At 57.8% G+C, this 24590-nt stretch carries 26 protein-coding genes; 12 read left to right on the top strand and 14 right to left on the bottom strand.

All coding sequences use genetic code 11. The features are described from left to right. Positions 1-79: 79 nt before the first annotated feature. Both ACR0AW_RS00620 and ACR0AW_RS00615 read right to left on the bottom strand, forming a co-directional pair. A complete protein-coding gene (locus ACR0AW_RS00620; RefSeq protein WP_480438433.1) occupies positions 80-1015 on the bottom strand; it encodes a cation diffusion facilitator family transporter in 936 nt (311 codons plus the stop codon). 486 nt (positions 1016-1501) lie between these two features. After that, positions 1502-1921: an HIT family protein gene (locus ACR0AW_RS00615; RefSeq protein ID WP_170510549.1), complete on the bottom strand. Its 420-nt coding sequence runs from the start codon at positions 1919-1921 to the stop codon at positions 1502-1504. A gap of 278 nt (positions 1922-2199) precedes the next feature. On the opposite strand from ACR0AW_RS00615, the gene ctaD reads away from it, so the two are divergent. From ctaD to ACR0AW_RS00595, 4 genes are all read left to right on the top strand, one after another. Beyond that, positions 2200-3858 carry a cytochrome c oxidase subunit I gene (gene ctaD / locus ACR0AW_RS00610; RefSeq protein WP_170393460.1) on the top strand — a complete coding sequence of 553 codons (1659 nt, stop codon included), beginning with the start codon at positions 2200-2202 and terminating at the stop codon, positions 3856-3858. Positions 3859-4020: 162 nt separating this feature from the next. Then, the gene (locus ACR0AW_RS00605; protein WP_170405037.1) at positions 4021-5049 is read left to right on the top strand and encodes a bestrophin family protein; all 1029 of its coding nucleotides are present in this window, start codon (positions 4021-4023) and stop codon (positions 5047-5049) included. Positions 5050-5132: 83 nt separating this feature from the next. Further along, complete coding sequence (locus ACR0AW_RS00600; protein ID WP_170393465.1) at positions 5133-5732, top strand: 2-hydroxychromene-2-carboxylate isomerase; 600 nt, start codon at positions 5133-5135, stop codon at positions 5730-5732. A gap of 46 nt (positions 5733-5778) precedes the next feature. After that, positions 5779-6264 (top strand): DUF2244 domain-containing protein, encoded by a 486-nt coding sequence (locus tag ACR0AW_RS00595; protein WP_170731889.1) that lies wholly within the window; start codon positions 5779-5781, stop codon positions 6262-6264. On the opposite strand, the gene ACR0AW_RS00590 is transcribed toward ACR0AW_RS00595, so the two are convergent. Further along, positions 6265-6747, bottom strand: coding sequence for a GatB/YqeY domain-containing protein (locus ACR0AW_RS00590; protein ID WP_170393469.1), 483 nt, complete (start codon positions 6745-6747; stop codon positions 6265-6267). A 182-nt stretch (positions 6748-6929) separates the two neighbouring features. Here ACR0AW_RS00590 and carA point away from each other — a divergent pair, with 182 nt between their 5' ends. Then, positions 6930-8096: a glutamine-hydrolyzing carbamoyl-phosphate synthase small subunit gene (gene carA / locus ACR0AW_RS00585; RefSeq protein WP_170510981.1), complete on the top strand. Its 1167-nt coding sequence runs from the start codon at positions 6930-6932 to the stop codon at positions 8094-8096. A 62-nt stretch (positions 8097-8158) separates the two neighbouring features. Beyond that, positions 8159-10087, top strand: a complete 1929-nt coding sequence (locus ACR0AW_RS00580; protein WP_480438428.1) for a glycosyltransferase family 2 protein — start codon at positions 8159-8161, stop codon at positions 10085-10087. Here ACR0AW_RS00580 and ACR0AW_RS00575 read toward each other — a convergent pair. Next, positions 10044-10691: a GntR family transcriptional regulator gene (locus ACR0AW_RS00575; protein ID WP_170731888.1), complete on the bottom strand. Its 648-nt coding sequence runs from the start codon at positions 10689-10691 to the stop codon at positions 10044-10046. The genes ACR0AW_RS00580 and ACR0AW_RS00575 overlap by 44 nt on opposite strands. Positions 10692-10791: 100 nt before the next feature. On the opposite strand from ACR0AW_RS00575, the gene ACR0AW_RS00570 reads away from it, so the two are divergent. The 3 genes from ACR0AW_RS00570 to ACR0AW_RS00560 all read left to right on the top strand — a co-directional run bounded on the left by ACR0AW_RS00570 (position 10792) and on the right by ACR0AW_RS00560 (position 13041). After that, on the top strand, positions 10792-11436 hold the full coding sequence (locus tag ACR0AW_RS00570; RefSeq protein WP_170635565.1) for a pyrimidine 5'-nucleotidase: 645 nt from the start codon (positions 10792-10794) through the stop codon (positions 11434-11436). An 87-nt stretch (positions 11437-11523) separates the two neighbouring features. Then, positions 11524-11772, top strand: coding sequence for a hypothetical protein (locus ACR0AW_RS00565; RefSeq protein WP_170405023.1), 249 nt, complete (start codon positions 11524-11526; stop codon positions 11770-11772). Between the two features lie 72 nt (positions 11773-11844). Then, on the top strand, positions 11845-13041 hold the full coding sequence (locus tag ACR0AW_RS00560; RefSeq protein WP_170595989.1) for a UbiH/UbiF family hydroxylase: 1197 nt from the start codon (positions 11845-11847) through the stop codon (positions 13039-13041). A gap of 31 nt (positions 13042-13072) precedes the next feature. On the opposite strand, the gene ACR0AW_RS00555 is transcribed toward ACR0AW_RS00560, so the two are convergent. Beyond that, positions 13073-14200, bottom strand: coding sequence for an aminotransferase class V-fold PLP-dependent enzyme (locus ACR0AW_RS00555; protein ID WP_170731887.1), 1128 nt, complete (start codon positions 14198-14200; stop codon positions 13073-13075). 232 nt (positions 14201-14432) lie between these two features. Here ACR0AW_RS00555 and ACR0AW_RS00550 point away from each other — a divergent pair, with 232 nt between their 5' ends. After that, positions 14433-15134, top strand: a complete 702-nt coding sequence (locus ACR0AW_RS00550; protein WP_170393483.1) for a GntR family transcriptional regulator — start codon at positions 14433-14435, stop codon at positions 15132-15134. Here ACR0AW_RS00550 and ACR0AW_RS00545 read toward each other — a convergent pair. Together ACR0AW_RS00545 and ACR0AW_RS00540 are read right to left on the bottom strand one after the other, a co-directional pair. Then, positions 15131-15589: an Lrp/AsnC family transcriptional regulator gene (locus tag ACR0AW_RS00545; protein ID WP_170393485.1), complete on the bottom strand. Its 459-nt coding sequence runs from the start codon at positions 15587-15589 to the stop codon at positions 15131-15133. The genes ACR0AW_RS00550 and ACR0AW_RS00545 overlap by 4 nt on opposite strands. Then, positions 15586-16041 (bottom strand): Lrp/AsnC family transcriptional regulator, encoded by a 456-nt coding sequence (locus tag ACR0AW_RS00540; protein WP_170393487.1) that lies wholly within the window; start codon positions 16039-16041, stop codon positions 15586-15588. Before ACR0AW_RS00540 ends, ACR0AW_RS00545 begins: the two co-directional genes overlap by 4 nt. A 131-nt stretch (positions 16042-16172) precedes the next feature. On the opposite strand from ACR0AW_RS00540, the gene ilvC reads away from it, so the two are divergent. Further along, positions 16173-17195: a ketol-acid reductoisomerase gene (gene ilvC, locus ACR0AW_RS00535; protein ID WP_170393489.1), complete on the top strand. Its 1023-nt coding sequence runs from the start codon at positions 16173-16175 to the stop codon at positions 17193-17195. A gap of 45 nt (positions 17196-17240) precedes the next feature. Here the strand turns inward: ilvC and ACR0AW_RS00530 are convergent, their stop codons facing one another. Together ACR0AW_RS00530 and ACR0AW_RS00525 are read right to left on the bottom strand one after the other, a co-directional pair. Continuing rightward, positions 17241-17696, bottom strand: a complete 456-nt coding sequence (locus tag ACR0AW_RS00530; protein WP_170610148.1) for an SRPBCC family protein — start codon at positions 17694-17696, stop codon at positions 17241-17243. Beyond that, complete coding sequence (locus ACR0AW_RS00525) at positions 17693-18001, bottom strand: metalloregulator ArsR/SmtB family transcription factor (protein ID WP_170731886.1); 309 nt, start codon at positions 17999-18001, stop codon at positions 17693-17695. Before ACR0AW_RS00525 ends, ACR0AW_RS00530 begins: the two co-directional genes overlap by 4 nt. 78 nt (positions 18002-18079) lie before the next feature. On the opposite strand from ACR0AW_RS00525, the gene ACR0AW_RS00520 reads away from it, so the two are divergent. Then, positions 18080-18982, top strand: a complete 903-nt coding sequence (locus tag ACR0AW_RS00520) for a DMT family transporter (RefSeq protein ID WP_170405007.1) — start codon at positions 18080-18082, stop codon at positions 18980-18982. Here ACR0AW_RS00520 and glmM read toward each other — a convergent pair. The 5 genes from glmM to ACR0AW_RS00495 all read right to left on the bottom strand — a co-directional run bounded on the left by glmM (position 18979) and on the right by ACR0AW_RS00495 (position 24462). After that, positions 18979-20322, bottom strand: coding sequence for a phosphoglucosamine mutase (gene glmM, locus ACR0AW_RS00515; protein ID WP_170393497.1), 1344 nt, complete (start codon positions 20320-20322; stop codon positions 18979-18981). The genes ACR0AW_RS00520 and glmM overlap by 4 nt on opposite strands. Before the next feature lie 33 nt (positions 20323-20355). Then, entirely contained in the window at positions 20356-21354 is a 999-nt protein-coding gene (gene folP, locus ACR0AW_RS00510; RefSeq protein ID WP_170731885.1) for a dihydropteroate synthase, read from the bottom strand. Then, positions 21351-22271, bottom strand: coding sequence for a dihydroneopterin aldolase (locus ACR0AW_RS00505; protein WP_170393501.1), 921 nt, complete (start codon positions 22269-22271; stop codon positions 21351-21353). Before ACR0AW_RS00505 ends, folP begins: the two co-directional genes overlap by 4 nt. A gap of 105 nt (positions 22272-22376) precedes the next feature. Then, positions 22377-23750: a multicopper oxidase family protein gene (locus ACR0AW_RS00500; protein WP_170731884.1), complete on the bottom strand. Its 1374-nt coding sequence runs from the start codon at positions 23748-23750 to the stop codon at positions 22377-22379. Positions 23751-23823: 73 nt separating this feature from the next. Beyond that, the gene (locus ACR0AW_RS00495) at positions 23824-24462 is read right to left on the bottom strand and encodes a cell wall hydrolase (RefSeq protein ID WP_170731882.1); all 639 of its coding nucleotides are present in this window, start codon (positions 24460-24462) and stop codon (positions 23824-23826) included. Between the last annotated feature and the right edge of the window lie 128 nt (positions 24463-24590).

Genomic DNA, 24590 nt, shown 5'->3' with positions numbered 1-24590 from the left:
TGCGAAATCCGTGAAAGTGTTTGGTTACGAGTCTGCCGTTCCGACCCCATATCGGAACGGCAATTCTCGTTTTAGGCCCCTAAATCTGTTGATGCCCAAATCGGGTTGATCCGACGCAAGCGTGCCCGCTGGCTTCGATTTCAAGCGTAACATGGCCAAGCCCAAACTTGTTCTGCAGAACCTGCTTGACCATCACCCGGATATCCTCGGCACTATCTTGTGCGTCGGGTTTGATGACCAGATGCGCCGACAGCGCGGGCTCACGCTCCTGCATGCTCCACAGATGGATGTGGTGAACTCCTGCCACGCCCGATACGCCTTCAATGGCTGTGGCGACCTCTTCCGGATCCAATTCTGTTGGCGCGCCCAACATCAGAACGCGTATGGTTTCACCGATCTCGGATTTGACGTGCCAAAGGATGTAAAGTGAGATCATGATGGTGACCGCTGGGTCGACCCAAGTCCAGTTGAAGACAATTACAGCGGTACCTGCGACAATCACGGCGACGGACCCCAATGCATCGGCCACATTGTGCAGGAATGCCGCACGAATATTCATGCTGTCCTTGGACATGGAATAGGTCAGCATAGCGGTGACAAGGTCGACGACCAATGCGATCCCAGCGATCCAGACAACGATCCAGCCATTAACCGGCTCGGGCTCGACAAACCGCATTACGCCTTCGTACAGCAGATAGACCGACAGAACGATCAGTGTTGTGTAGTTAACCAGCGCCGCTACAACCTCGGCCCGGCCATACCCGAAACTCATACGCGCGTTTGCGGGTCGACGAGCGATCTTACGGGCAAAGAATGCGATGACCAGCGCAATCGCATCTGACAGGTTGTGCAAGGCGTCCGCAATCAAGGCGAGCGAACCTGAAATAACCCCGCCCACAATCTGTGCCAGCGTCAAGAACATATTGACCGCGATGGCCCAGGCAACGCGCGCATCTCCGGCCTGCGGATCAACATGCGTGTGGCTGTGCCCTTTGTGGGAATGCTGATGAGCCATTTTAGTGTGTCCTATTTACTGAATCACCATGCTACATAATTCCTCTAGTGACTAGAGGTTCAAGGGGGTGTTTTCGAAAATGAATGCAATCGGGGCTCCCTCATTTCGCACTGGATTCAAAGCACCTACGATCCGGTTCTGGACGTCTACCGCCGTTCGAACCTACTGCGGGTAATCGGCGCCGCTATGACGAAACCGCGCTGCGGCGGTTGCAATGTGTACGCCATGGCCAAGATCTGGCCACCCGCTGGCCTAATTAGAGGCTTTGCTCACGCTCGAAAGTGCAAATGGAAAAACTTGAACCGGGCTAATGAAATCGCCGGACAGCAGCCTGATGTTTTACGAGTCCGGATCGCACGCATGAAATGAATGGAACAAGACTGATCCGTATTCCTCAGGTCTGCGACGGGCAGCGCGATTACGCAAGTGTCGTGCTCCATGCGTTTGGTGATCACGTCGCCTGCGACAGCTCGCTTCGAAGGTGGATCAGGTCAGTGCCGCGCGGATCTTGTCGGCGTGTTGAGCAATCAGGTCAAAATCGCCCATTTTACCGGGCGGGCGTATCGAGACGCCCTCGTGGCGCGGCAATACATGCACATGCAGGTGAAATACCTCTTGCCCGCCTGCGGCCTCATTGAATTGCTGAACGGTGACGCCATCTGCGCCAAACGCTTCTTTCACAGCGTGAGCCATCTTCTGTACCGTCGCCATCACCGCTGCCAGTTGCTCGGGCGTTGCATCCAGCATGTTGCGACAGGGGGTTTTGGGGATCACCAACAAGTGCCCGTCCGCCCGGGGCATGATATCCATCAGCGCGACGGTGTCGTCGTCTTCATACACACGGTTTGACGGGATTTCTCCGCGCAGGATCTTGGCAAAGACATTTTCGGGATCATAAGCGGTCATTACAGGCCTCCGGTGTTGGACTTACCCGTTGTTCTGAGCCGCCGCTTGATGCGGGTCAAGCGGGTTTCCCCGTCACCACTTGTAATCGCGGACTGAATCCCCAAATCCCTGGCATCCGAGGTCAGATTATCGCGCAGCACAGTCTGCCCGCGACAATTAATCTTGATCCAGATCAAACTCGACCATTGAAGGTCGCCCCTTCGCAATCTAAAACCAGCAGGAATCCCGCGCGTTGGAGAGGTCCGACTGCGCGGTACAGTTGCAACAGGAGGCACCTAATGGCAGACGCAGCCATTCATGGTCACGAGCATGAAGATCAGCGCGGCTTTTTCACCCGCTGGTTCATGTCGACCAACCACAAGGACATCGGGATTCTCTACCTGGTCTTTTCGGCCCTTGCCGGTCTGATCTCGGTTCTGATGACTGTCTATATGCGGCTCGAACTGATGCACCCCGGTGTTCAGTATATGTGCCTCGAAGGTTTCATGGCCGATCCATGTACCCCCAACGGTCACCTCTGGAACGTGATGATCACCTATCACGGTGTTCTGATGATGTTCTTCGTGGTCATCCCCGCCCTGTTCGGCGGATTTGGCAACTATTTCATGCCGTTGCAGATCGGCGCGCCGGACATGGCGTTCCCGCGGATGAACAACCTGTCCTTCTGGCTGTATGTCGCTGGCACCTCGCTGGGCGTCGCCTCGCTGCTCAGCCCCGGTGGTAATGACCAGCTTGGTTCAGGTGTAGGCTGGGTTCTGTATCCACCGCTGTCGACGACCGAAGGCGGCATGTCCATGGACCTTGCGATCTTCGCCGTGCACGTATCGGGCGCCTCCTCGATCCTCGGCGCGATCAACATGATTACCACCTTCCTCAATATGCGTGCCCCGGGAATGACACTGTTCAAGGTGCCTCTGTTCAGCTGGTCGATCTTCGTCACTTCGTGGCTGATTCTGCTGTCGCTGCCGGTTCTGGCAGGCGCGATCACCATGCTGCTGATGGACCGCAACTTCGGCTTCACCTTCTTTGATCCGGCCGGTGGCGGCGATCCGATCCTGTATCAGCACATCCTTTGGTTCTTTGGCCACCCGGAAGTGTACATTGTGATCCTGCCCGGCTTTGGCATCATCAGCCACGTGATCGCGACCTTCGCGCGTAAACCAATCTTCGGCTACCTGCCGATGGTCTGGGCGATCATCGCGATCGGTGTGCTGGGCTTCGTCGTATGGGCGCATCACATGTACACAGTTGGCATGTCGCTGCGCCAGCAGGCCTACTTCATGCTGGCCACGATGGTCATCGCGGTTCCGACCGGCGTTAAGGTCTTCTCGTGGATCGCGACCATGTGGGGCGGCTCGATCGAGTTCAAAACCCCGATGCTGTTCGCCTTCGGCTTCCTGTTCCTGTTCACCGTTGGTGGTGTGACCGGCGTTGTGCTGTCGCAGGCCGGCGTGGACCGTGCCTATCACGACACCTATTACGTCGTTGCGCACTTCCACTACGTGATGAGCTTGGGTGCCGTCTTCGCGATCTTCGCTGGCGTGTACTTCTACTTCTCGAAGATGACGGGCCGTCAGTATTCCGAGTTCTGGGGCAAGGTTCACTTCTGGCTGTTCTTCATCGGCGCCAACCTGACCTTCTTCCCGCAGCACTTCCTGGGCCGTCAGGGCATGCCACGCCGCTATATCGACTACCCTGAAGCGTTTGCTCAGTGGAACTTCGTTTCGTCGATTGGTGCGTTCATCTCGTTCGCCTCGTTCCTGCTGTTCTTCGGCATCGTGATCTACGCCCTGCTGCGTGGTGCGAAAGAGACACGTCCGAACCCGTGGAACGAATACGCGGATACGTTGGAATGGACCCTGCCCACGCCGCCGCCTGAACACACGTTCGAGCAGCTGCCCAAGCAGGAAGACTGGGACAAGGGCCACGCGCACTAATCCCGCCATCCAAACCAAACTCAGCAAAGCCCCGCCCCGTGCGGGGCTTTGTGTTTTTTATGCCCCCAGTCCGCAACTTGCTGCACCCAACACGTAGACGCACCAAAGATCAGGCCGCTAGTATTTGCGAAAACAGCATAATCTAAGACGGGTGCGCGCCACATGATTCTCCATCACGGCATCACACTTCGGCAACTGGTCAAAGGCTCTGCCGGGTTCATTTGCATCGTCATGGCCTGGATACTCCTGCTTGAACTAGTGGATGAAGTTACTCCGCTTGAGTTGATCTCGAACTCCAGCCCACCGGTCACGATGCTGGGTTTGGCAGTGGCATTTTTTCTGGGTTTCAAGAACACCTCGGCCTATGGCCGCTGGGTTGAGGCCCGCAAGATCTGGGGGGACATCGTCAACGCCAGTCGCGATTGGGGCAACACGATCAGCAATCTGGTTCAGGCTGACGGCACGCCGCTTGCGCCCGAGATACGGCGTGAATTGCTGGAACGTCATATCGCTTGGCTCAACATGCTGGCATTTCAGCTGCGCCAGCCCGCTACGCATGGACGTGCCCGCCGCCCGTGGATGTTCGGACACAAACCGGTCGTGGACAAAATCGCGCTGCATCAGGAACCCGAATGCTGGCGCGATACCCAACTGGCGGCTGATTTGCCTCTGCTCGAAGGGAAATCCAACCGTGCCGCGTACCTGTTGTTTCTTCAGGGTGAGCGGCTTTCATCACTGGCGCAATCCGGCAAGATCGACCCCTATTGGCATGTGGCGCTGATGAACCGGCTAGCACGGTTTGCAGACGCGCAAGGCCAAAGCGAACGTATCAAGAATACCCCCTTCCCACGGCAGGTCGCCGAGGTCGGACGCATCTTCAGCTATATTTTTATCTTCATGTTACCGCTGGCGTTGAATGACCAACGCTCGATCACCGCTGGCATGGGCTACTCGGTAACAAAATCCGTTCTGCTTGACTGGGCAGTCTTTGCTCCGATCGGAGCGTTGGTTTGCTGGATTTTCTTCGTGACTGAACGGGTCAGCGCCTCGATGGAGGACCCGTTCGAAGGCGACGTAACCGATGTTCCGATCTCGTCCATCTGCCGCATGATCGAAATCGACCTGCGCCAGATGACTTCCTGCGGCACTGCCCCTCAGCCGACAGAACCCATCGATAAAGCGCTACTTTGACCACTTAAATTGGGCAAAGATCGAAAAAACCTCCGTTTTGCGGTATTCTGGTTGGCAAAGCCCCTTTTGACAGGAGCCTTGCTATGCCCGAGATCGACTTTTGGTATTCAATCGGCAGCACTTACAGTTTTCTGACCATCACGCGCCTGGATGGCTGGTGCGAAGAAAACGATGCGACAGTAACCTGGCGCCCCTTCAACGTGCGCACGGTGATGTCGGAACAGCAAAATATTCCCTTCGCTGGCAAACCGGTGAAGTCGGCCTATATGTGGCGCGATATTGAGCGGCGCGCTGCGAAATATCACATCCACGCCAAACTTCCCGCCCCCTATCCAATTTCTGACCTGGCGCTGGCAAATCAGGTGGCTTTGCTGGGCATGCAGGACGGCTGGGGCGCCGGGTTCACGCAAAATCTTTATCGGATCTGGTTCGAGGACGGGATTGAAGCCGGTAGCGAAAGCGCCATTTCCGAAGCCCTGCTTCGGTGCCAACAAGATCCACGCCTGATGCTTGCCCGTGCCCGCAGCCCGGACGCTGTTGCAGCCTTGGAGGACGAGACAAACAAGGCCATCAAACTGGGGGTTTTCGGCGCACCCAGCTTTGTTGTCCGCGACGAAGTGTTCTGGGGTGATGACCGGCTTGACGATGCCCTGTCGTGGGTCCGCGTCGGCCACGTTGTCTGACTGATTTTTGCTTCGACATTGCGCCGGTCTGAGCTAGGTTCTCGCCATGCCTTATCAATGGACAGAAAACTCGGACGCTGAACAGGAACTGCGGCTTTGGCCGCACAACTCCTTGCCACCACGTGGTGCAATGACCGTCATCTTGTCGGTGTTCCTGCTCGGACTGATCCCGCTGCTGGCGATGTTGGGTTCGATCGTCCTGTGGGGTCTGCTGCCGTTCCTGCTGCTGACGGTTCTGGGCCTCTGGTTGGCAATCCAGACAAACTATCGCGCGCGCAGCGTGTTCGAGGTTCTGACCTTAGGCCAGACGCAAGCCCACCTTGTGCACCACCACCCAGACAAGGGCGATCAGGAATGGACCTGCAACCGCTATTGGGCCCGTCCCGAAATGCACACCAGCGGTGGTCCGGTACCCCACTACGTAACGCTGATCGGCGATGGGCGCGAAGTTGAGATCGGCGCGTTCCTGTCCGAGGACGAGCGGATCGCGCTGTTTGATGATCTGAGTCAGAAACTGCGCAAATCGACGTGATTAAGCGCCGTTGGAGTTAGCGCAAAGATGATCTTTGACCATCGGTCCTACTTTGCCGAAATCCATCTGACCGGTATAGCGCGACTTCAACTCGCCCATCACCTTGCCCATATCGCGGATTGAGCCCGCCCCAGTAGACGTGATGGCGGTCTGAATGGCCTTGCTAACTTCGTCGTCGTCCAGCTGTTTGGGCAGGAATTCCTCAATCACCTCAACCTCGCGCAGTTCCCGCTCGGCCAAATCAAGGCGTCCGCCCTCTTCATAGGCGCGTGCGCTTTCCTTGCGCTGCTTGGTCATTTTACCCAGAATTTCAAGCACTTCAGCATCGCCGCAGCCCTTGGTCTCTTCATTGTCAGAGGCGCGCGAAGCAATATCACGATCCTTGATCGCCGCATTGATCAGGCGCAGTGTCGAAAGACGCTCGGCGGCTTTGTCTTTCATAGCTTGCTTCAGGGCAGAGTTCACCCGTGATCGCATATCCATATGGTCTGTCCATCCCCATGGCAAAGGAACCCTGACCATATCGAAACAAAAAGGTTGGTACAACAGTGGACATTAATTGTAACTCATTGATTTTTAACAATAGCCCAAAATTTGAACAGACTTGACCCTAGCGTATAACCCACTTAGTTATGCGCCCGTTTACCTTGCAGGAGAGTCGCGCCATGGCCCAGAACGCCCCGTCCAAGCCCACCGCATGTCTGGCGTTGGCCGATGGAACCCTGTTTTACGGTGTGGGCTTCGGCGCAACCGGTCAAACCGAGGCCGAGTTGTGTTTCAACACCGCCATGACGGGCTATCAAGAGATCATGACCGATCCTTCTTATGCGGGCCAGATCGTGACCTTCACTTTCCCGCATATCGGCAATGTCGGAGTGAATCCCGAAGATGACGAAACCGGCGACCCGGTGGCAGCCGGGATGGTGGTCAAATGGGACCCGACCGAGCCGTCGAATTGGCGCGCGACAGAAGAGCTAAAAAGCTGGTTAGCCCGCCGTGGTCGCATCGCAATCGGCGGCGTCGATACCCGCCGCCTGACCCGCGCGATCCGCCAGCAAGGCGCACCGCACGTGGCGCTAGCTCATGATCCCGAGGGAAACTTCGATATCGAAGCCCTGATTGCTGCAGCGCGTAGTTTTGCGGGTCTCGAAGGGATGGATCTGGCCAAAGAAGTCACCTGCGCCCAAAGCTATCGCTGGGATGAGATGCGTTGGGCTTGGCCCGATGGCTACCAGCGTCAGGAAGCTCCGATGCACAAGGTGGTCGCGATCGACTATGGTGCCAAGCGCAACATCTTGCGCTGCCTCGCCTCGGCGGGTTGCGACGTAACCGTATTGCCCGCCACCGCAACGGCTGCGGAGGTGCTGGCACACAAGCCGGACGGAGTGTTCCTGTCAAACGGACCCGGCGATCCGGCGGCTACCGGCGAATATGCTGTTCCGATGATAAAGGAAGTGCTGGATACAACAAATCTGCCCGTCTTTGGCATTTGCCTAGGCCATCAGATGCTGGCACTGGCGCTTGGCGGGCAGACGATCAAGATGAACCACGGCCACCATGGTGCCAATCATCCGGTCAAGGATATGGAAACCGGCAAGGTCGAGATCACCTCGATGAACCACGGCTTCGCCGTGGACGCGGAAACACTGCCCGATGGCGTAGTCGAAACGCATCGCTCTCTGTTTGACGGCTCGAACTGCGGCATCCGCATGACGGGTCGCCCGGTTTATTCGGTGCAGCATCATCCAGAAGCGTCACCCGGCCCGCAGGACAGTTTCTACCTGTTCGAACGCTTTGCCGCGGCGATGGCGGATCAAAAAGCACAAGCTTAAAGGCGAATTCAACAGCGTTAACCGTGTGTTAACTCTGACTAAGCAACCCTGCCGGATGTTACATGCGGCAGGGTTTCGTTATGGTCGAATTGAATCTCCAGCGTCAGACACTGGCGCAGCCTGTGCCCGGGCCGCATTCGCGCAAACCGCTCGGCACATGTCTCGTCGAACAAGGCATCATCACACCCGACCAGTTGGCGCGCGCCCTGCGGATGCAAGTATTCCAGAACGCGCCATTGGGGGAAATACTGGTCAGTGAAGGATGGGCCAGCCGTGCGCAGGTTCTCTCGGCGCTGTCTGACCAAACCGGCCTTCAGATCGCCGATCTTGCGCAGGTACCACCTGCCGCAGACCTCTGTTTGCTCGAACCGGTCGAGTTTTGGTTGGAGCACAATGTACTGCCCTGGATGCGTGTGGGGCCAATCCTGCTGATCGCTACAGCCAGGCCAGATACGTTCGACGCAGTGGCAGACGCATTGAAACGCCACCGTTACACAATCATCCCGGTTCTGGCAGGACCCGAGCAGATCGATGCCGCCATCGCCCGTCAATATGCTCAACCGCTGGCACAAGCTGCAGAAACTCGCGTTGAGGCGCGGCAAAGCTGCAGGAATTGGTCGGCCCAGACGCGCCGTGGGCCGATCATTGGATTTATCCTGTTCGCGGCACTCTGTGTTTGTTTCCCGATAGTTGGCCTCGGCCTTCTTTTGGGCTTTGCACTGCTGACCCTAGGACTGTTCTTGTCTCTCAGGCTCTCGGGGCTCATTGCTTATCTGTGGCGAGAAAAATCTGAGCCAACAACAAAGACCTCTGAGTCACTTCGCCTACCCCGCGTCTCGATCCTTGTGCCGCTATATAAGGAACGCGAGATTGCCGATGACCTGATCGCCCGGCTGCGCCGCCTGACCTATCCCAAAGCGTTGCTGGATGTCATTTTGGTGCTGGAAGAGCGGGATGACGTAACCAATGAGGCGCTCAGGCAAATAGAACTGCCAACCTGGATGCGCGCCATTGTTGTGCCGGATCGGGGTGACCTGACCACCAAGCCCCGTGCGATGAACTATGCGCTGGATTTCTGCCGTGGAGAGATTTTGGGCGTTTGGGATGCCGAAGACGCGCCGCAATCCGATCAGATTGAAACCGTTGTCCGCCATTTCGCGAACGCCCCAAAGGAAGTGGTGTGCCTGCAAGGTATTCTAGACTACTATAATCCGCGCACCAATTGGCGGTCGCGCTGTTTTAGCATCGAATACAGCGGCTGGTTTCGCGTCGTCCTGAAAGGCATCGCGCGAATTGGTCTGGTCGTTCCGCTGGGCGGCACAACCTTCTTTTTTCGCCGCGACAAGCTGGTCGAACTGGGCGGTTGGGATGCCCATAATGTCACCGAAGATGCCGATCTGGGTGTCCGCCTAAGCCGTGCCGGATATCGGACCGAGATCGTCAGCACCACGACCTATGAAGAGGCGAACTTTCGCGCCTGGCCATGGGTCAAGCAGCGTTCGCGTTGGCTGAAAGGGTTCATGGTCACCTATCTGGTGCATATGCGCGCACCACGCCAATTGCTGCGCGATCTGGGGTTGCTGCGCTTTTTGGGCTTACAGGCCTTTTTTCTGGGAACACTGGGCCAATTCCTTCTGGCCCCGCTTTTGTGGGCGTTCTGGCCCATCTTTTTCGGGCTGCCCCACCTGTATCAACCAATCCTGACACCCGGTTTATTGACTGCCTGCGTGGTTCTGTTTCTCGTCGCCGAAGCCGCCAACCTATTGGTGGGTATCTTCGGTGTCATCGCAGGCAAACGCAGGTTCCTGCTACCCTGGGTGCCGACCATGGTGCTTTACTATCCGCTGGGCGTGTTGGCGGCCTACAAAGGCCTGTGGGAACTGGCGGTCAATCCGTTCTTCTGGGACAAGACCCAGCACGGCCATGCGGTCGAGGAACGTGAGGCCGTTATTTCTCGCGCCGGATCGCATCCTGTTTCAGCCGCGTCATGAAGGCGACCGAAATGTGATCCTGCAACGCCTTGGCCGCCGCGTCCTCGTCTCGCGCCGCAATCGCGTCCACGATGCCTTTGTGCTCGCTCTGCGCAATCTCGCCACGCCCTTCTGCGGCCAGCGATGTGGTCGCCATCAAGGCCATGGTCCGATGCACCAGATCAAGCTGCTGCACCAGATAGCGGTTATGCGAAGCCAGGTGAATCTGTTCGTGAAATCTCCGGTTGGCCCGCGACAGCGCAACAGGATCTCCGATCAACTCATTATCGGCCATCACCATGTCCCGAAGGACCCGAATTTCCTCTTCGGTTGCGTGTTTTGCGGCCAGTCGTGCGGCCAGCCCTTCCAATTCACGCCGGACAACATAAAGCTCGGCCATCTGGTTGTGGTCCAATGAGGCCACGATCAACGACCGCCCGTCCCGTTCCAGCAACGACTGCGTTTCAAGCCGCTGCAGCGCCTCGCGGATCGGAGTACGCGAAACGCCAAACCGCTCGGCCAGTTCGCTTTCCACCAGCCGATCACCAGGCTTGTAGACACCGACGTCTATCGCTTCGAGAATAAGGCTATAGGCGTCCGTATTGGACTGTTTGGATTGGGGCATCGGCTGAATTGTCTCCTCGTTCGGACCTGTCTAGCCGCCACACGCCCCCCCGATCAAGTGCGGCATTGAAAACCGCAGCCCATCGCCCTAAACCCAAACCATGGTCAAACCTGCCTTTTCCCATGTCACCCAATGGGTGTTCGATCTAGACAATACGCTTTACCCGCCGCATATGCGCCTGTTCGATCAGATCGAAGTGCTGATGACGGATTACGTCGTGCAAGCTATCGGCGTCGACCGCCCCGAGGCCGACCGGTTGCGTTCACATTACTGGCGCGAGTACGGCACGACACTCGCGGGCCTGATGGCAGAGCACGATCTGGACCCCGATCCCTATCTGTACGCCGTGCATCAGGTGGACATGAGCCATATGGAACCCGATGTTGCGCTGGCGGAACATATCCGCGCTTTGCCCGGGCGACGCATTGTCTATACCAATGGATCTGCACCTTATGCTGAGCGCGTTCTGGCGGCACGCGGTCTGAATGGGCTGTTCGACGCGATCTATGGCGTAGAACACGCAGGCTATCGCCCCAAGCCGCAAAAAGCCGCGTTCGAGGCGATCTTTGCGCAGGATGGAATCGATACCGCGAAAGCCGCCATGTTCGAAGATGATCCACGCAATCTGGCCGCCCCGCACGAGATGGGAATGCGTACCGTGCACGTCGCGCCTGACCCGCACGAGGCTGACCATATTCACCATCACACCGATGATCTGACCGGGTTTCTGGGTCGCCTGCGATAGGCTGTCACACTGCGACGATCTGTTCGTTTCGCAGTTGCAGAATTGACCCCATATGCAGCTCAGCGACGAACAGAATCGGAGACCCCAATGACCGCGCTTGAGATGCCACAGCGCCTGCCTCTTTGGCAGCGCCTTTTGTTCGCAATTCCCGTGTTTGGCTGGATGGCCCGGGACGCGGCCAATGCCGAAGCTGAAGACCTTTATTATACAGCCGCGGCGCTGGTCAGCATGTGGGGCTGTTCCATCCTTCTGTTCGGCCTGCCGGGTCTTTATATTCCTGCCCTGATGCTGGTGCCGACGATGTTCCTTGTCCTGATTTTGATCTCTCGGGGATAAAGCACGAGACAGGATGTCACTTGGCGCCCACCGCGCAACAGCACTAGTGTCTGCGGCAACGGAGACATACTCATGACTGACAGCTGTGACATCCTGATTTCCGGCGGCGGAATCGCCGGATTGACCGCCGCCGCCGCCTTTGGCGCTGCCGGGTTCGACGTAGTCTGCGTCGATCCCACCCCTCCGATCACCGAGCGGGATGTGGACGGATCGGATCTGCGTACCACCGCTTTTTTGCAGCCTGCCCACGGTCTGTTGGAACAATGCGGGCTTTGGGCCAAACTGGATGCCCACGCAGCGCCCCTGCAGATCATGCGCATCGTGGATGCGGGTGGCGATGTGCCCGAACCGCGCGTCGTGCGTGATTTCAACGCCGCCGATATCTCGGACCAGCCATTCGGATGGAACCTGCCCAACTGGCTGCTGCGCCGCGAGATGGTGGCGCGACTGGCCGAACTGCCGAATGTCGATTTCCGCCCGGGCACCGGCACGGTCAGCCTGTTCACCCGCACCAATGAAGCGCGGGTCGGCCTGAGCGACGGAACCCGCATCCGCTGCAAATTGGTAATCGCCGCTGACGGGCGCAGTTCACCAATGCGCGAAGCTGCCGGGATCAATGTTCATACCACGCGCTACGGCCAAAAGGCCCTCGCCTTCGCCGTCACACATCCTATCCCGCACGACAATGTCTCGACCGAGATTCACCGCTCGGGCGGGCCGTTCACATTGGTCCCCCTGCCCGATTGGCAAGGCCAACCGTCCTCGGCGATTGTCTGGATGGAGCGTGGGCCACGTGCCGTTGAACTGCTAAACCTTGAATCCGACGCGTTCGAAGCCGCCATGACCGAACGCTCTTGCGGGCTGTTTGGACCGCTGAAATTGGCCTCACGCCGGACGATCTGGCCGATCATCAGCCAGTCGGCGGAACGGTTGTCGGGTGAACGCATCGCGCTGATGGCCGAGGCCGCGCATGTGGTGCCACCTATTGGTGCGCAGGGGCTGAACATGTCGTTGGGCGATCTGCGCTGCTTGCTGGAATTGACGCAAGCCCGGCCCGAGGGCTTAGGCGATGCGCAGATGCTGGATTCCTATCACAAGGCCCGCCATACCGAGATCGAACTGCGCGTCAAGGGCATCGACCTGCTGAACCGCGCCTCGATGATCGAAGCGCGTCCGCTGCGCGACGCACGAGCGATGGGGCTGAATGCGCTCTATTCCCTACCACCCGTGCGAAAGACGCTCATGCAAATGGGCCTCGGCGTCCGCTGAACCGCAGGGCGGGCTTCTACCCGCCACGCTATTACAGCACCTGATCCAGAACCCGTTTCAGGCGCGCAATCGTGTCGTCAACATCATACAGCTTGTCCAAGCCAAACAGGCCGAGACGGAAGGTGCTGAACCCTTCGGGTTCGTCACATTGCAGCGGCACACCCGCTGCGATCTGCATGCCCAGGGCCGCGAACTTCTTGCCGTTCTGCACTTCGGGGTCTGCTGTATAGCTGACCACCACACCCGGCGCGCCGAACCCTTCGGCGGCAACCGACATGACGCCCTTGTCCCTAAGATAGGCCCGGACGCCATCACCCAGCGCCCATTGCGCCGTGCGCAGCTTTTCGAAGCCGTACGCGCGCGTCTCGGCCATTGTGTCGCGGAAGGAAAGCAGAGAATCCGTCGGCATGGTGGCGTGATAGGCATGGCCTCCATTCTCGTAGGCCTGCATGATCTGGCGCCATTTCTTCAAATCTATCGCAAAGCTATCGGATGAGGTTTCTGCCAGCCGCGCCTCGGCGCGTTCGGATAGCATGACAATACCGGCGCATGGCGTTGCGCTCCACCCCTTCTGCGGAGCCGAGATCAGCACATCCACTCCGGTGGCCTTCATATTGACCCAGGCACAGCCCGAGGCGATGCAGTCCAGCACCATCAACGCCCCCACCTCATGCGCAGCAGCGGCCATCGCTGTCACAAAATCATCAGGCAGAATCACTCCGGCCGAGGTCTCAACATGCGGCGCGAAGACAATACCCGGTCGTTTCTCATGGATTGTTGCCACAACTTCATCAATCGGGGCCGGAGCAAAAGGTGACGGGCTGGAATTGCCGGTTTCGCGCGCTTTGAGAACGGTGGTCGACGATGTCAGATCACCTGACTCGATGATCTGGCTCCACCGATATGAAAACCACCCATTGCGTACGACAAGCACATCAGCACCCCGCGCAAACTGTCGCGCGACAGCTTCCATCCCATAGGTGCCTCCGCCAGGAATGACCGCAACGCCCTCAGCATTGTAAACTTCACGCAGCATTGCCGAAATATCGCGCATGACTTGCTGAAAACTTGCAGACATATGGTTCAGAGAACGGTCGGTAAAAACCACCGAGAACTCCTCCAGCCCGCCCGGGTCAACAGTATTCAGTAGTGCCGGCATGACGCATCCTTTCTATTGGGTCCTTTTTGTTCTGCCTTGTCTTGCGCGCTCGGTAAAGCGTCAAACGCGGCCTGAAGTTGACCCAAAGTAACCCACAGCCAAAAATTTCATTTTGAGTTTTTACATGCCACAATTAGCAGAAATGACGCCAACCAGAGTCAGGTCCCCTTTACACCCTAGCGTGTTTCTGAACAGATACACACACTTTGAACAAGAACGGATAATTTTACTCGTGACTGCGCAAAAGCGGATTAGTTTTCAAGTCGTTCGAGACGAGGTAAAGCGGCGGATTGAATCCCGCATATGGCCTCAGGGCTCGCTTTTACCCACCGAAACCCAACTAGCGGAAGAGTTCAATTGTGCCCGCGCCACAGTGAACCGGGCGCTGAGGGAGCTCGCCGAACAGGGCTTTGTCGAGCGCAAGCGCAAAAGCGGAACGCGGGTCAAGAAAGAACCACGCAAACAAGCCAAGCTTGAAATTTCACTTGCGAGACAAGCGGTTGAGAACCAAAACTCAGCCTATCGCTATGCTCTGGTGGAACGGAACGTGGTCTACAGCCCCGGCTGGCTGACCTCGCAACTGAATGTCGAACCGGACGCGCGCGTTCTGCACGTGATCTGCATGCACTATGCAGACAACCGCCCCTTCCAGCTTGAAGAACGCTGGATCAATATAGAAGCCGTACCCGAGGTCGAGCAAGCCGACCTCAACAAAAGTGGCCCACACGAATGGTTGTTGAATGCTGCCCCGTTCACCGAAGCTGAAATCGCCTTTTGCGCGATCTCGGCGGACAATCGTCTAGCTGATTTCATGGGCACAACCACTGGCACTTCGATGATTCAGCTGGAACGGACCACGTGGAAGGACGGGCAACCGATGACTTTCGCCCGCATGACCCATCATCCGGGGTTCCGCATCCGCACTAAATACTAACCGATCGGCCCGGGCAGGCGTTCCTCGCTCAGCAGTACATTGGCTTCGACCTCTCCGGCCCCTGGTAAGGTCATCACCCTTCGGCGCAGAACCCGTTCGAAGTCTGCCAGATCCCGCGCCACGACGCGCAAGCGATAATCATAAAGACCCAGCACATGCTCAACCGTCTGCACCTCGGGAATGGCGCTGACGGCACGTTCAAAATCTTCAAGGCTGACCTGCCCTTTTCGCGCAAGTTTCACGCCGAGAAAGACGGTCACTCCAAAACCCAGGGCCTCGGCATTCAGACGCAGCCGCCGCCCCTTGATCACGCCTGCTTCTTCCAGTCGACGAATACGCCGCCAGGTCGCAGGCTGCGATAAGCCAAAGCGGCGCCCCAGAGCCCCCGCGCTTTGGGTCGCGTCCTGCACCAGCGCGCGCAGAATTCTGCGGTCGATCTCATCCAGTTCGATCATACCGGCAGCACCTCGTCCCGCTTGACCCGTGCGATATGCATAAGGGCTTCGATATCGGCAATATGCGGGAGAGTCAGAATGCGATCGCGATAGACCTGTTGATAATGCGCCATATCTCGCGCCAACACCGATAGGCGCACATCTACCCGACCAAGGAAGGTCTGGATCTCGATCACCTCGGCCACGTTCCGCGCCGCCGCCGTGAATTCGTCGAACGCCCGTGCCTGCGTCTTGTCCAGCGTGATCCGCAAAGAGACCTCGACCGCATAGCCCAAGGCGGCCCAGTCGATAACGGCTTCCTGCCCCTCGATCACTCCTGCCGCCTGCATCTTTTCGATCCGGCGCCAGCAGACGCCCGAAGTGATGCGGCATCGCTCAGCCAATTCTGCCGTTGTCAGGCTTGGCTCGGCCTGGAAGTGGCGCAGTATACGTCGATCAACATCATCAAGCATGATTTTTTCACATTTCGTTCAATAGAAGAATTATTCTTCATCTATTTGTCAAATACCCAATCCAAACCCTATCGCCAATAGCAATCACGCAAGATAGAAGCACATCAATCGAAACTGAAAGGACCGGCGAAATGCGCGTCTATTACGATCGCGATTGCGACATCAACCTGATCAAAGACAAAAAAGTGGCCATTCTGGGCTATGGCAGCCAGGGCCACGCCCACGCGCTGAACCTGCGCGACTCGGGCGCCAAGAACCTGGTCATCGCCCTGCGCGAAGGCTCCCCCTCGGCCAAGAAAGCCGAAGCAGAAGGCCTGCAGGTGATGGGCATCGCCGAAGCCGCAGCCTGGTGCGACGTCATCATGTTCACCATGCCTGACGAACTGCAGGCTGAGACGTACAAGAAATACGTGCACGACAACATCAAGCCAGGTGCGGCCATCGCGTTCGCCCACGGCCTGAACGTCCATTTTGGCCTGATCGAGCCGAAAGAAGGCGTCGACGTGATCATGATGGCCCCCAAAGGCCCCGGCCACACCGTGCGCGGCGAATACACCAAAGGCGGCGGCGTTCCTTGCCTCGTCGCGGTCGACAACGACGCGACCGGCAAAGCGCTGGAAATCGGTCTGTCTTACTGTTCGGCCATCGGTGGCGGCCGTTCGGGCATCATCGAAACCAACTTCCGCGAGGAATGCGAAACCGACCTGTTCGGTGAGCAGGCTGTTCTGTGCGGCGGTCTGGTTGAACTGATCCGCTGCGGCTTTGAAACGCTGGTTGAGGCCGGCTACGCGCCCGAGATGGCATATTTCGAGTGTCTGCACGAAGTGAAGCTGATCGTTGACCTGATCTATGAAGGCGGCATCGCCAACATGGATTATTCGATCTCGAACACGGCTGAATATGGCCAGTACGTCACCGGCCCGCGTATTTTGAAATACGACGAGACCAAAGCGCGTATGAAAGAGGTTCTGAACGACATCCAGCAGGGTAAATTCGTCCGTGACTTCATGCTGGAGAACGCTGTAGGCCAACCGACCATCAAAGCGTCGCGCCGTGCGAACGATGAGCACATGATCGAGGAAACCGGTGCAAAACTGCGCGCCATGATGCCCTGGATCTCGGCTGGCAAAATGGTCGACAAAGAAAAGAACTAAGTCTGACAATTGTCAGCGAAAGGGCGGCCCCGGTGGCCGCCCTTTTCATTTGGTGACAGCATTTGCGTAGCATTCGCCCAGAACATAATCCCAGCCACTGTCGTAACCGGTGCGTTTGTCCGACGCCTCAGATGTCCAGACTTCCCAGCCCGAATGGGTCAGAGTGACCATGGTCTGCCCGGCTCCGTGGGCTGCGAACCGGACCTCAACCCGCGTGGGGCGGTCGGTGTTGGTGCCGGGGTGCCAGCTGAAGGCCAGGCGAGCCCCCTGTTCGAAGATCAACACTTTGCCCCAATCAGCGCGGGTGCCATCGAACATGGTTTCATAAACCGCACCGCCGACATGAGGTTCGATCACAACTGCCAGCGCAGGCTTGCCTTGCGCCGCTGAGACAGCGTGCCCATCCAATGGCCACCATTTGGCAATGCGATTTACAAAAACATCAAAGGCGTGCTCGGGCGCTGCGTTCACAACAATGGTCTTGATGATTGGTTCGATCATGCATCTCGTCCTTCGTTTACCTCGGCGGCGAAACTCTCCAACACGTCCGACCAGTATTGCTCGAGCCAGGCGCGCAGTTCTGCCAGCCCCTCGGGTCGGGCGGCATAGATGCGGCGCGTTCCCTCAGCCCTGCAAACGACAAGTCCGGCATCGGACAAGACCTTTAAATGTTGCGAGACCGCCGGGCGGCTTACGGGCAAATCCGCAGCCAGATCACCAACCGCCCTGGGGCGCTCCGCCACCTCCTCAAATACCTTGCGACGGGTCGAATCCCCTAAAGCCGAAAGCACTTCTTTGTAAGCCATAGCTTACGGTAAGTAATGACTTACCTAATGTCAATATCAGCGCGTGACACCGTCAGATTCGCGGGATAAGTGGATGGAATGGTTCAACAACCGACAAAACAGGATTGGAGCGGTGTTTTCACGCTGGGCCTCATCTGGGGCGGGACGTTCATGGTGGTTGCCATGGCGCTGGAAGGCTATGGACCGGTCACCGTGGCGACGTCGCGCACCACATTGGGTGCCGTTATGCTGCTGGTGCTGATGCGCCTTACCGGACGGCGTATTCCGAGTTTGACACCAGCCCTTTTGAGTTCGATTTTCTTCATCGGCATTCTGTCGACGGCGGTTCCCTTCATGCTGTTAAGCTGGGGGCAACAATTTGTCCCTTCGGCCTTTGCGGGTCTGTCCATGGCGGCGATTCCGCTGATGGTTCTGCCGCTGGCACATTTCTTTTCGGATGAGCCTATGAACCTACGGCGTCTGGTCGGCGTTTGCCTTGGCTTCTCTGGCGCGCTTGTGTTGATCGGGCCCGGTCTGGCGCAATTGGGTCAGGGTACGCAGCCACTGGCGCAAATGGCCTGCGTCACGGCAGCCTTGTGCTACGCCAGTTCGTCGATCCTGACCCGCCGCTGCCCTCCGATTGAACCGATGGCTCTGGCAGCCCTGACGCTGCTGGTTGGCGCAGTACTATTGATACCTATCATGCTGCTAACCGAGGGGCTTCCCTCGTGGCAGGGAACGCGCCCCAGTCTGGCCCTGATCGTTCTGGGCCTTGTCCCCACGGCCTTCGCCACCCTGCTGCGAGTATCCATCACCCGCAGCGCCGGGTCCGTCTTTCTGACGCTGGTGAACTATCAGGTGCCCGTTTGGTCGATGGTGTTCGGGGCCTGGATTCTATCCGAAGCCCTGCCGCTGCGGTTCTATATCGCGCTTGCCATGATCCTAACCGGGCTGGCAATCAGCCAGTGGTTCACTCTGCAGAAAATGCTACTGGGGCGTTAACCTGTCGCCGCCTCAACCTCGGATACGATCCCATCGACCACTTGGGTCAGCAGTGCGGCATCCTCGCATTCCGCCATCACCCGGATCAGAGGTTCCGTGCCCGATTTGCGGATCAGCAAACGCCCCTGCCCATTCAGACGCGCCTCGGCCTCGGAAATCGCGCTTTTGACGCTGGCCGCTTCCAGCGGGGCCTGCCCCGCGCTAAAGCGCACATTCTTCAGCAATTGCGGCACCGTCTCAAACTGGCGCGATAGGTCCGAGGCTTTCTTGCCGGATTGCACCATCTCTGCCAGAAAATGCAGCCCCGCCATCAGACCGTCGCCGGTTGTGGCATAATCGCTCATCACGATGTGACCTGATTGTTCTCCACCAAGATTGAAACCACCCTCGCGCATCCGTTCAACCACATAGCGGTCGCCAACGGCGGTCCGCTCCAGACGCAGCCCCTGCCCGGCCAGGTGCCGCTCCAACCCGAGGTTCGACATCACAGTGGCCACCAAGGCGCCGCCTTTCAACTGATCCGCGCGGGACCACGCGGTCGCCAACAGAGCCATCAACTGATCCCCATCGGCGACAGCGCCAGTTTCGTCGATCACAACGACGCGGTCGGCATCCCCATCCAGACAGATACCTACATCGGCGCCATGTGAAACCACGGTTTCGGCCGCAACACGAGGCTGGGTTGAGCCACATCCGAGGTTGATGTTCTTGCCGTTCGGCGCGATGCCGACCGGGATCACATCTGCTCCCAACTCCCAAAGAACTTCCGGCGCAGTACGGTGCGCGGCACCGTTGGCGCAGTCGATCACAACCTTCAGCCCATCCAAGCGCAGATTGCGCGGCAGCGATGATTTCACACGCTCGCCATAACGGAACCGCGCATCGTCGACCCGACGCGCACGACCAATATTCTGCGCCTGTGCGGGGCTTACGCCTTCTTCGATCAGCCGCTCGATCTCAATCTCGGCCTGATCGGACAGCTTGAACCCGTCCGGCCCAAAGAATTTAATTCCATTGTCGATCGCCGGATTGTGGCTAGCCGAGATCATCACGCCCAGATCCGCGCGCATCGAGCGCGTCATCAACCCTACCGCAGGAGTCGGCACCGGCCCCAGCAGAAGCACGTTCATACCGGTCGAGGTCAAACCTGCCGTCAGCGCATTTTCCAGCATATAGCCCGACAGCCGCGTATCCTTGCCAATGACAACGCGATGTACGCCTGAGGCATCGCGGCGGAAATACCGCCCCACAGCCGCGCCAATCCGCAAAGCCATTTCCGCCGTCATAGGGTGCGTGTTGGCGGTGCCCCGCACCCCGTCGGTTCCAAACAGCTTGCGCATAAGTCGGTCTCCTGAAAATTCCTTTTGCCCGGATTACCGGACGGCGGCCCATAGACGCAAGGCCTGAGCCGTCTCGGCCACGTCATGTACCCGTACAATCTGCACGCCCTGTGATATTCCCGCCAGAGCAACCGCGATTGACCCCGGCGCGCGGGCATCCTTGCGCGGCTCTTTGCCGATCTGACCAATAAATCCCTTGCGCGAAACGCCCAGAAGGATTGGACAGCCCAGCCCGTGAAACAGGCTGAGATTGCGCAGAAGGGTCAGGTTGTGGTCCAGATTCTTGCCAAACCCGATGCCCGGATCGATGACAATCAAATCGCGGCTGAGCCCCAGTCCTTCAAGATGGGTGATTTGCCCCTCAAGGAAATCGTAAACATCCAGCAGAACATTGTCATAGTGCGGGTCATCCTGCATCGTGGTCGGATCACCCTGCATATGCATCACACAAACCGGAGCCTCAATCTGCGCGCAAAATGGTGCAAGTTTGGGATCGAAGGTAAATCCCGACACATCGTTGATCAGTCCCGCACCTGCCAGATGAGCCGCCTTGGCAACACCGGCCTTGCGAGTATCGATCGAGATCAACACATCTGTCTCGCCCCGAATTGCCTCAATCAAAGGGCGTGTGCGGGCAATCTCTTCGTCTTCAGGCACAAAATCAGCGCCCGGGCGCGTGGATTCGCCGCCAATGTCCAGAATACTTGCACCATACGCTACCATGCCGGCGGCAGCGGTCCGAGCGGCCTCGACCGAGTTATACAGCCCCCCATCCGAGAAGCTATCCGGCGTGGCATTCAGAATGCCCATGATCTGCGTTCGTGCCATATCAAGCCCGGCAATCGTTGGGCGCGCGCAGGTCAGACGATCCAGCTGTTCCTTTGGGATTTCAACGGCATCGACGATCTGGGTGCTTTGCCCGCGCTCAATCCGCTCGGCCTGTGAGAACCACAGCACCTGCCCTGCAAGTGGCACCGCCCCGTCGACGCGCGTGCTCCCATGCTGGACCAATGGGCGGTAATAGACGGTCACAGTTGCGCCTGCTCCACCGGAACTGCGCGCAATGGCGTTTTGGGGGCTTCGGGCAGGTCTCCGCCAATAACCAGCATCTCGCTGGCTTCAAAGGTTGCTGCGAACCAAGCAGCCAGCGCCACCGCGTCAGACGGCGCGGCTGAGGGGCCATCGACCGCATCCAGAACAATTTTGGAGGGTGCCCAAACACAAATCTGGCCGTTTTTCATCGCCCAATCCAACTCGGTCCGCGTTGAAACGACCACGCAACGGTGATCGCGCGCAGCTAGAACCCAGGCGTTCTGTTCAATTGCCAACAGATCTATCCGGCGTTGGGTCATTGCGTGACCCGTCTGCGGCACATCCAGATCAGACGCCCCAACACACAGGATCAGCGGGCGCTGGCGATTCTCAAGCTGGTCGATCCAGCCGGTGAGATTACCTGATGAAATCGCTGCATTCGACAGAAAGACCAACCGTGGATGTGGCCGCTCTTCTTCGGTCACATCATGATGTACCGCATCCTTGCCGCGCACGATCTCGACGCCAAGCGCGCCGGGTCCACGATCCAGTTTTTCAATGCGGACAAAAGCTCTTACAGCCTGAGGCTCAAGCAGAATGCGCTCCGCCACGCGATCTGCCAGTGTCTCGAGCAAATTTAGTCGCTCAGCAGCCAGCTCGAACGCAATCGCTTCGGTTACACGGTCGTAAGACAGAATACGATCCACGTCATCATCGATGGGGTCTGTCAGCGGGCGCACCTCGACCACGATGTTAAAGCAGATCCGTTGCGTGGTACCGCGTTCGGCCTGAAACGCCCCGATCTCGACCTCAACGATGTGATCGCGCAGCGAAATGCGGTCCAGCGCACCGCGCGCGGCGGTAGCCTCGGACCGTTCGGACGGGTGCGCAAAGGCAAGACGGATTTCAGAGCTCATGCGGCGGACCTTTTCGGGCTCGGTGGACTGATGATCAGCCCACTTTAGGCGTTTCGCGGGCGTATAGCATCGCAGCAAACGCCTTTCCAGCTACGGAATGCGGCGTTACGTGACCCGGAACCAGCTCATCATACCCGATGCCGCATGGCCTAGCATGTGACAATGCAACAGCCAGTTGCCCGGATTGTCAGCTACCAACGCTACTTGCCGCACCTGCCCTCGTTCGACTAGAACAGTGTCGCGCCACGGCCCCAGTGTACCGTCCTGCAGGATAATGCGAAAATGGTGTCCATGCAGATGCATCGCATGTGGAAACGCCGTTTCATTTGCGAATTCAATCCGATGAACTGATCCCAATCGCGCATCCAGAAACGGATCATCTGGCCGCTCTGCATATCCGTTCAAAGCCCAGAATCGTCCAAGCTGAGCCAACTCGCGCCCCGACAGCTCGGAATCGCCCAATTTGGCGCTCTCCAGCCAGCGCATTGCCCCCCCCTGCATCGTCATACGATGCAGAGGTGTATTCTGCAGTTCAATTTCGGGCATTCGGTTTGCTGGCAACGGTCTAACTTTTGCATCAGCAATACGCGATGCTACTCCGAACACATCAAATTTGACGAGTCCGTAAGCGCCATCCCGTTCTACACTCACAATACTTGCCGTCTGGCCGGATTCCGCTGAGACATCAACGATCAAGTCAACCCGCTGCGCAGGCGCTAAAGGAAAACTGCTCTCAACTCGCAATGGAACCTCAAGCGGCATACCGTCAAGCGCAACAATCCAGCCAGCAAGCCCGTCGAGCGCTACGTCGAATACCCGGGCATTCGCGGCATTGATCACCCGCAATCGCAATCGTTCAGACGCTTGCACTGGATAAGAAGGGTCAAACTCTCCGTTCACCGTTACAATGTTGCCCAGCCGACCCGCATGGCTCAGATCATGAGCATTGTCGAAATCGCTGGATATCTTTGCGCTCTCGGTGTCAAGGCGCCAATCGTCCAGCATTAAGGTCAGGTCCTGATCAACATCGGGTCCGCTGGCTTCTTCGACGATCAAAGGGCCATAAAGCCCACGCGCGACCTGCTCCATCGATTGGTTGTGCGCATGATACCAATAGGTTCCCGCATCCGGCACCACGAAATCATATTCAAAGTTGGAATCTGGCTGCACAACTTCCTGCGTCAGGCCGGGCACTCCATCCATCGCATTGTCGATCCGGATGCCATGCCAGTGAACGGTCGTTGGTTGCGGCAGCATGTTTACAAGCTTGCGGCGTACCCGAGCCCCCTGCGGAACACGGATTTCCGCGCCCGGAACACCGCCGCCATAACTCCAGACCGGAGTTTCCGGATATCCCTGGGGCGCGATCTGCTGGAGGGAAGTCTGTGCCACCAGTTCGGTGGCAGATGCCATCGCCACGCGTGGTATCATCGACAAGGCCAGGGTCGATTGCAGAAACTGTCGGCGTGTTATGGTCATTGCGAGCCTCCTGGCTCGCAACATAGTTGGTAAAACGCCTGTTGCCAGCACCGTTCCAGCGCTGGTGCGTCAATCAGTTGCTGGCCGTGCGATAATTGTGCTTGTAGAAGATATGCACGCCAATACGCGCCGTTTCTTTATAGACGCGGGACCAGGACGGGCGCACTGCCTTGGTGTGGTAGTGCGTGGCACCTGCAGTCATCTCTTCAGCTACACCATCAATTGCGGCACGGGCGACTTTCGAAACGCGATCATAAGCGCGTTTTTCGTTGATCACCTCTTTCTGACCATCGCAGGTGTAGGTGAACTGGCACTGATATTTCTTGCCCGTTCCTTGCTTTATCACACCGCACAGTGAATCCGGAAAGCGACCGCTTTCAACACGGTTCAGGATAACCTCGGCCACTGCAAATTGACCGCGTACGCTTTCACCGCGAGCCTCGAAATACAGCGCTTCGGCAAGACAATGGAAATTTTCATCTCCGGTCGCCTTTGGCTGCTGGTCCAGCCAGGCTTTGGTGTAGGAGATTTCGACTTTTTCCGGCGCCTTACGCGGCTTAAACAGTTTCAGGTAATCGCGGAAGCTTTGTGCTGGCAACTCGTTACGTGTGACCAACTCAACAGATTTTGTATCGCCTTGCCTATCGGCAAAGGACAAACTCGGTAGCAAGGCTGCGGCCCCCACGGCAACAGCCACTATGTAGCGTCTCATCAGATAACCTCGCACAGGCACAAACGCGCCATACCCTCCCCCGGCGGGCGCGACGAGGCTAATACCCCAGACGAAGCGAGACGTCCAGTTCTGAAAAAAATGCAAGAGAAAAACCGCTCACGCCGCCA

Source organism: Ruegeria sp. C5 (genome assembly GCF_056537605.1).
The sequence above is the reverse complement of the archived record's forward strand: the minus strand, read 5'-3'. Positions and strand labels throughout refer to the sequence as shown.

Excerpts from the sequence above, each read along its gene's own strand:
- carA (WP_170510981.1), top strand. The coding sequence starts at position 6,930 with ATGGCCCAGAACGCCCCGTCCAAGCCCACCGCATGTCTGGCGTTGGCC.
- ACR0AW_RS00540 (WP_170393487.1), bottom strand. The coding sequence starts at position 16,041 with ATGCTTGATGATGTTGATCGACGTATACTGCGCCACTTCCAGGCCGAG.
- ilvC (WP_170393489.1), top strand. The coding sequence starts at position 16,173 with ATGCGCGTCTATTACGATCGCGATTGCGACATCAACCTGATCAAAGAC.
- ACR0AW_RS00570 (WP_170635565.1), top strand. The coding sequence starts at position 10,792 with ATGGTCAAACCTGCCTTTTCCCATGTCACCCAATGGGTGTTCGATCTA.
- ACR0AW_RS00580 (WP_480438428.1), top strand. The coding sequence starts at position 8,159 with ATGCGGCAGGGTTTCGTTATGGTCGAATTGAATCTCCAGCGTCAGACA.
- ACR0AW_RS00595 (WP_170731889.1), top strand. The coding sequence starts at position 5,779 with ATGCCTTATCAATGGACAGAAAACTCGGACGCTGAACAGGAACTGCGG.
- ACR0AW_RS00545 (WP_170393485.1), bottom strand. The coding sequence starts at position 15,589 with ATGATCGAACTGGATGAGATCGACCGCAGAATTCTGCGCGCGCTGGTG.
- ACR0AW_RS00520 (WP_170405007.1), top strand. The coding sequence starts at position 18,080 with ATGGTTCAACAACCGACAAAACAGGATTGGAGCGGTGTTTTCACGCTG.
- ACR0AW_RS00530 (WP_170610148.1), bottom strand. The coding sequence starts at position 17,696 with ATGATCGAACCAATCATCAAGACCATTGTTGTGAACGCAGCGCCCGAG.
- glmM (WP_170393497.1), bottom strand. The coding sequence starts at position 20,322 with ATGCGCAAGCTGTTTGGAACCGACGGGGTGCGGGGCACCGCCAACACG.
- ACR0AW_RS00600 (WP_170393465.1), top strand. The coding sequence starts at position 5,133 with ATGCCCGAGATCGACTTTTGGTATTCAATCGGCAGCACTTACAGTTTT.
- ACR0AW_RS00500 (WP_170731884.1), bottom strand. The coding sequence starts at position 23,750 with ATGACCATAACACGCCGACAGTTTCTGCAATCGACCCTGGCCTTGTCG.
- ACR0AW_RS00575 (WP_170731888.1), bottom strand. The coding sequence starts at position 10,691 with ATGCCCCAATCCAAACAGTCCAATACGGACGCCTATAGCCTTATTCTC.
- ACR0AW_RS00525 (WP_170731886.1), bottom strand. The coding sequence starts at position 18,001 with ATGGCTTACAAAGAAGTGCTTTCGGCTTTAGGGGATTCGACCCGTCGC.
- ACR0AW_RS00620 (WP_480438433.1), bottom strand. The coding sequence starts at position 1,015 with ATGGCTCATCAGCATTCCCACAAAGGGCACAGCCACACGCATGTTGAT.
- ctaD (WP_170393460.1), top strand. The coding sequence starts at position 2,200 with ATGGCAGACGCAGCCATTCATGGTCACGAGCATGAAGATCAGCGCGGC.
- ACR0AW_RS00560 (WP_170595989.1), top strand. The coding sequence starts at position 11,845 with ATGACTGACAGCTGTGACATCCTGATTTCCGGCGGCGGAATCGCCGGA.
- ACR0AW_RS00555 (WP_170731887.1), bottom strand. The coding sequence starts at position 14,200 with ATGCCGGCACTACTGAATACTGTTGACCCGGGCGGGCTGGAGGAGTTC.
- ACR0AW_RS00590 (WP_170393469.1), bottom strand. The coding sequence starts at position 6,747 with ATGGATATGCGATCACGGGTGAACTCTGCCCTGAAGCAAGCTATGAAA.
- ACR0AW_RS00495 (WP_170731882.1), bottom strand. The coding sequence starts at position 24,462 with ATGAGACGCTACATAGTGGCTGTTGCCGTGGGGGCCGCAGCCTTGCTA.
- ACR0AW_RS00505 (WP_170393501.1), bottom strand. The coding sequence starts at position 22,271 with ATGAGCTCTGAAATCCGTCTTGCCTTTGCGCACCCGTCCGAACGGTCC.
- ACR0AW_RS00615 (WP_170510549.1), bottom strand. The coding sequence starts at position 1,921 with ATGACCGCTTATGATCCCGAAAATGTCTTTGCCAAGATCCTGCGCGGA.
- ACR0AW_RS00605 (WP_170405037.1), top strand. The coding sequence starts at position 4,021 with ATGATTCTCCATCACGGCATCACACTTCGGCAACTGGTCAAAGGCTCT.
- ACR0AW_RS00565 (WP_170405023.1), top strand. The coding sequence starts at position 11,524 with ATGACCGCGCTTGAGATGCCACAGCGCCTGCCTCTTTGGCAGCGCCTT.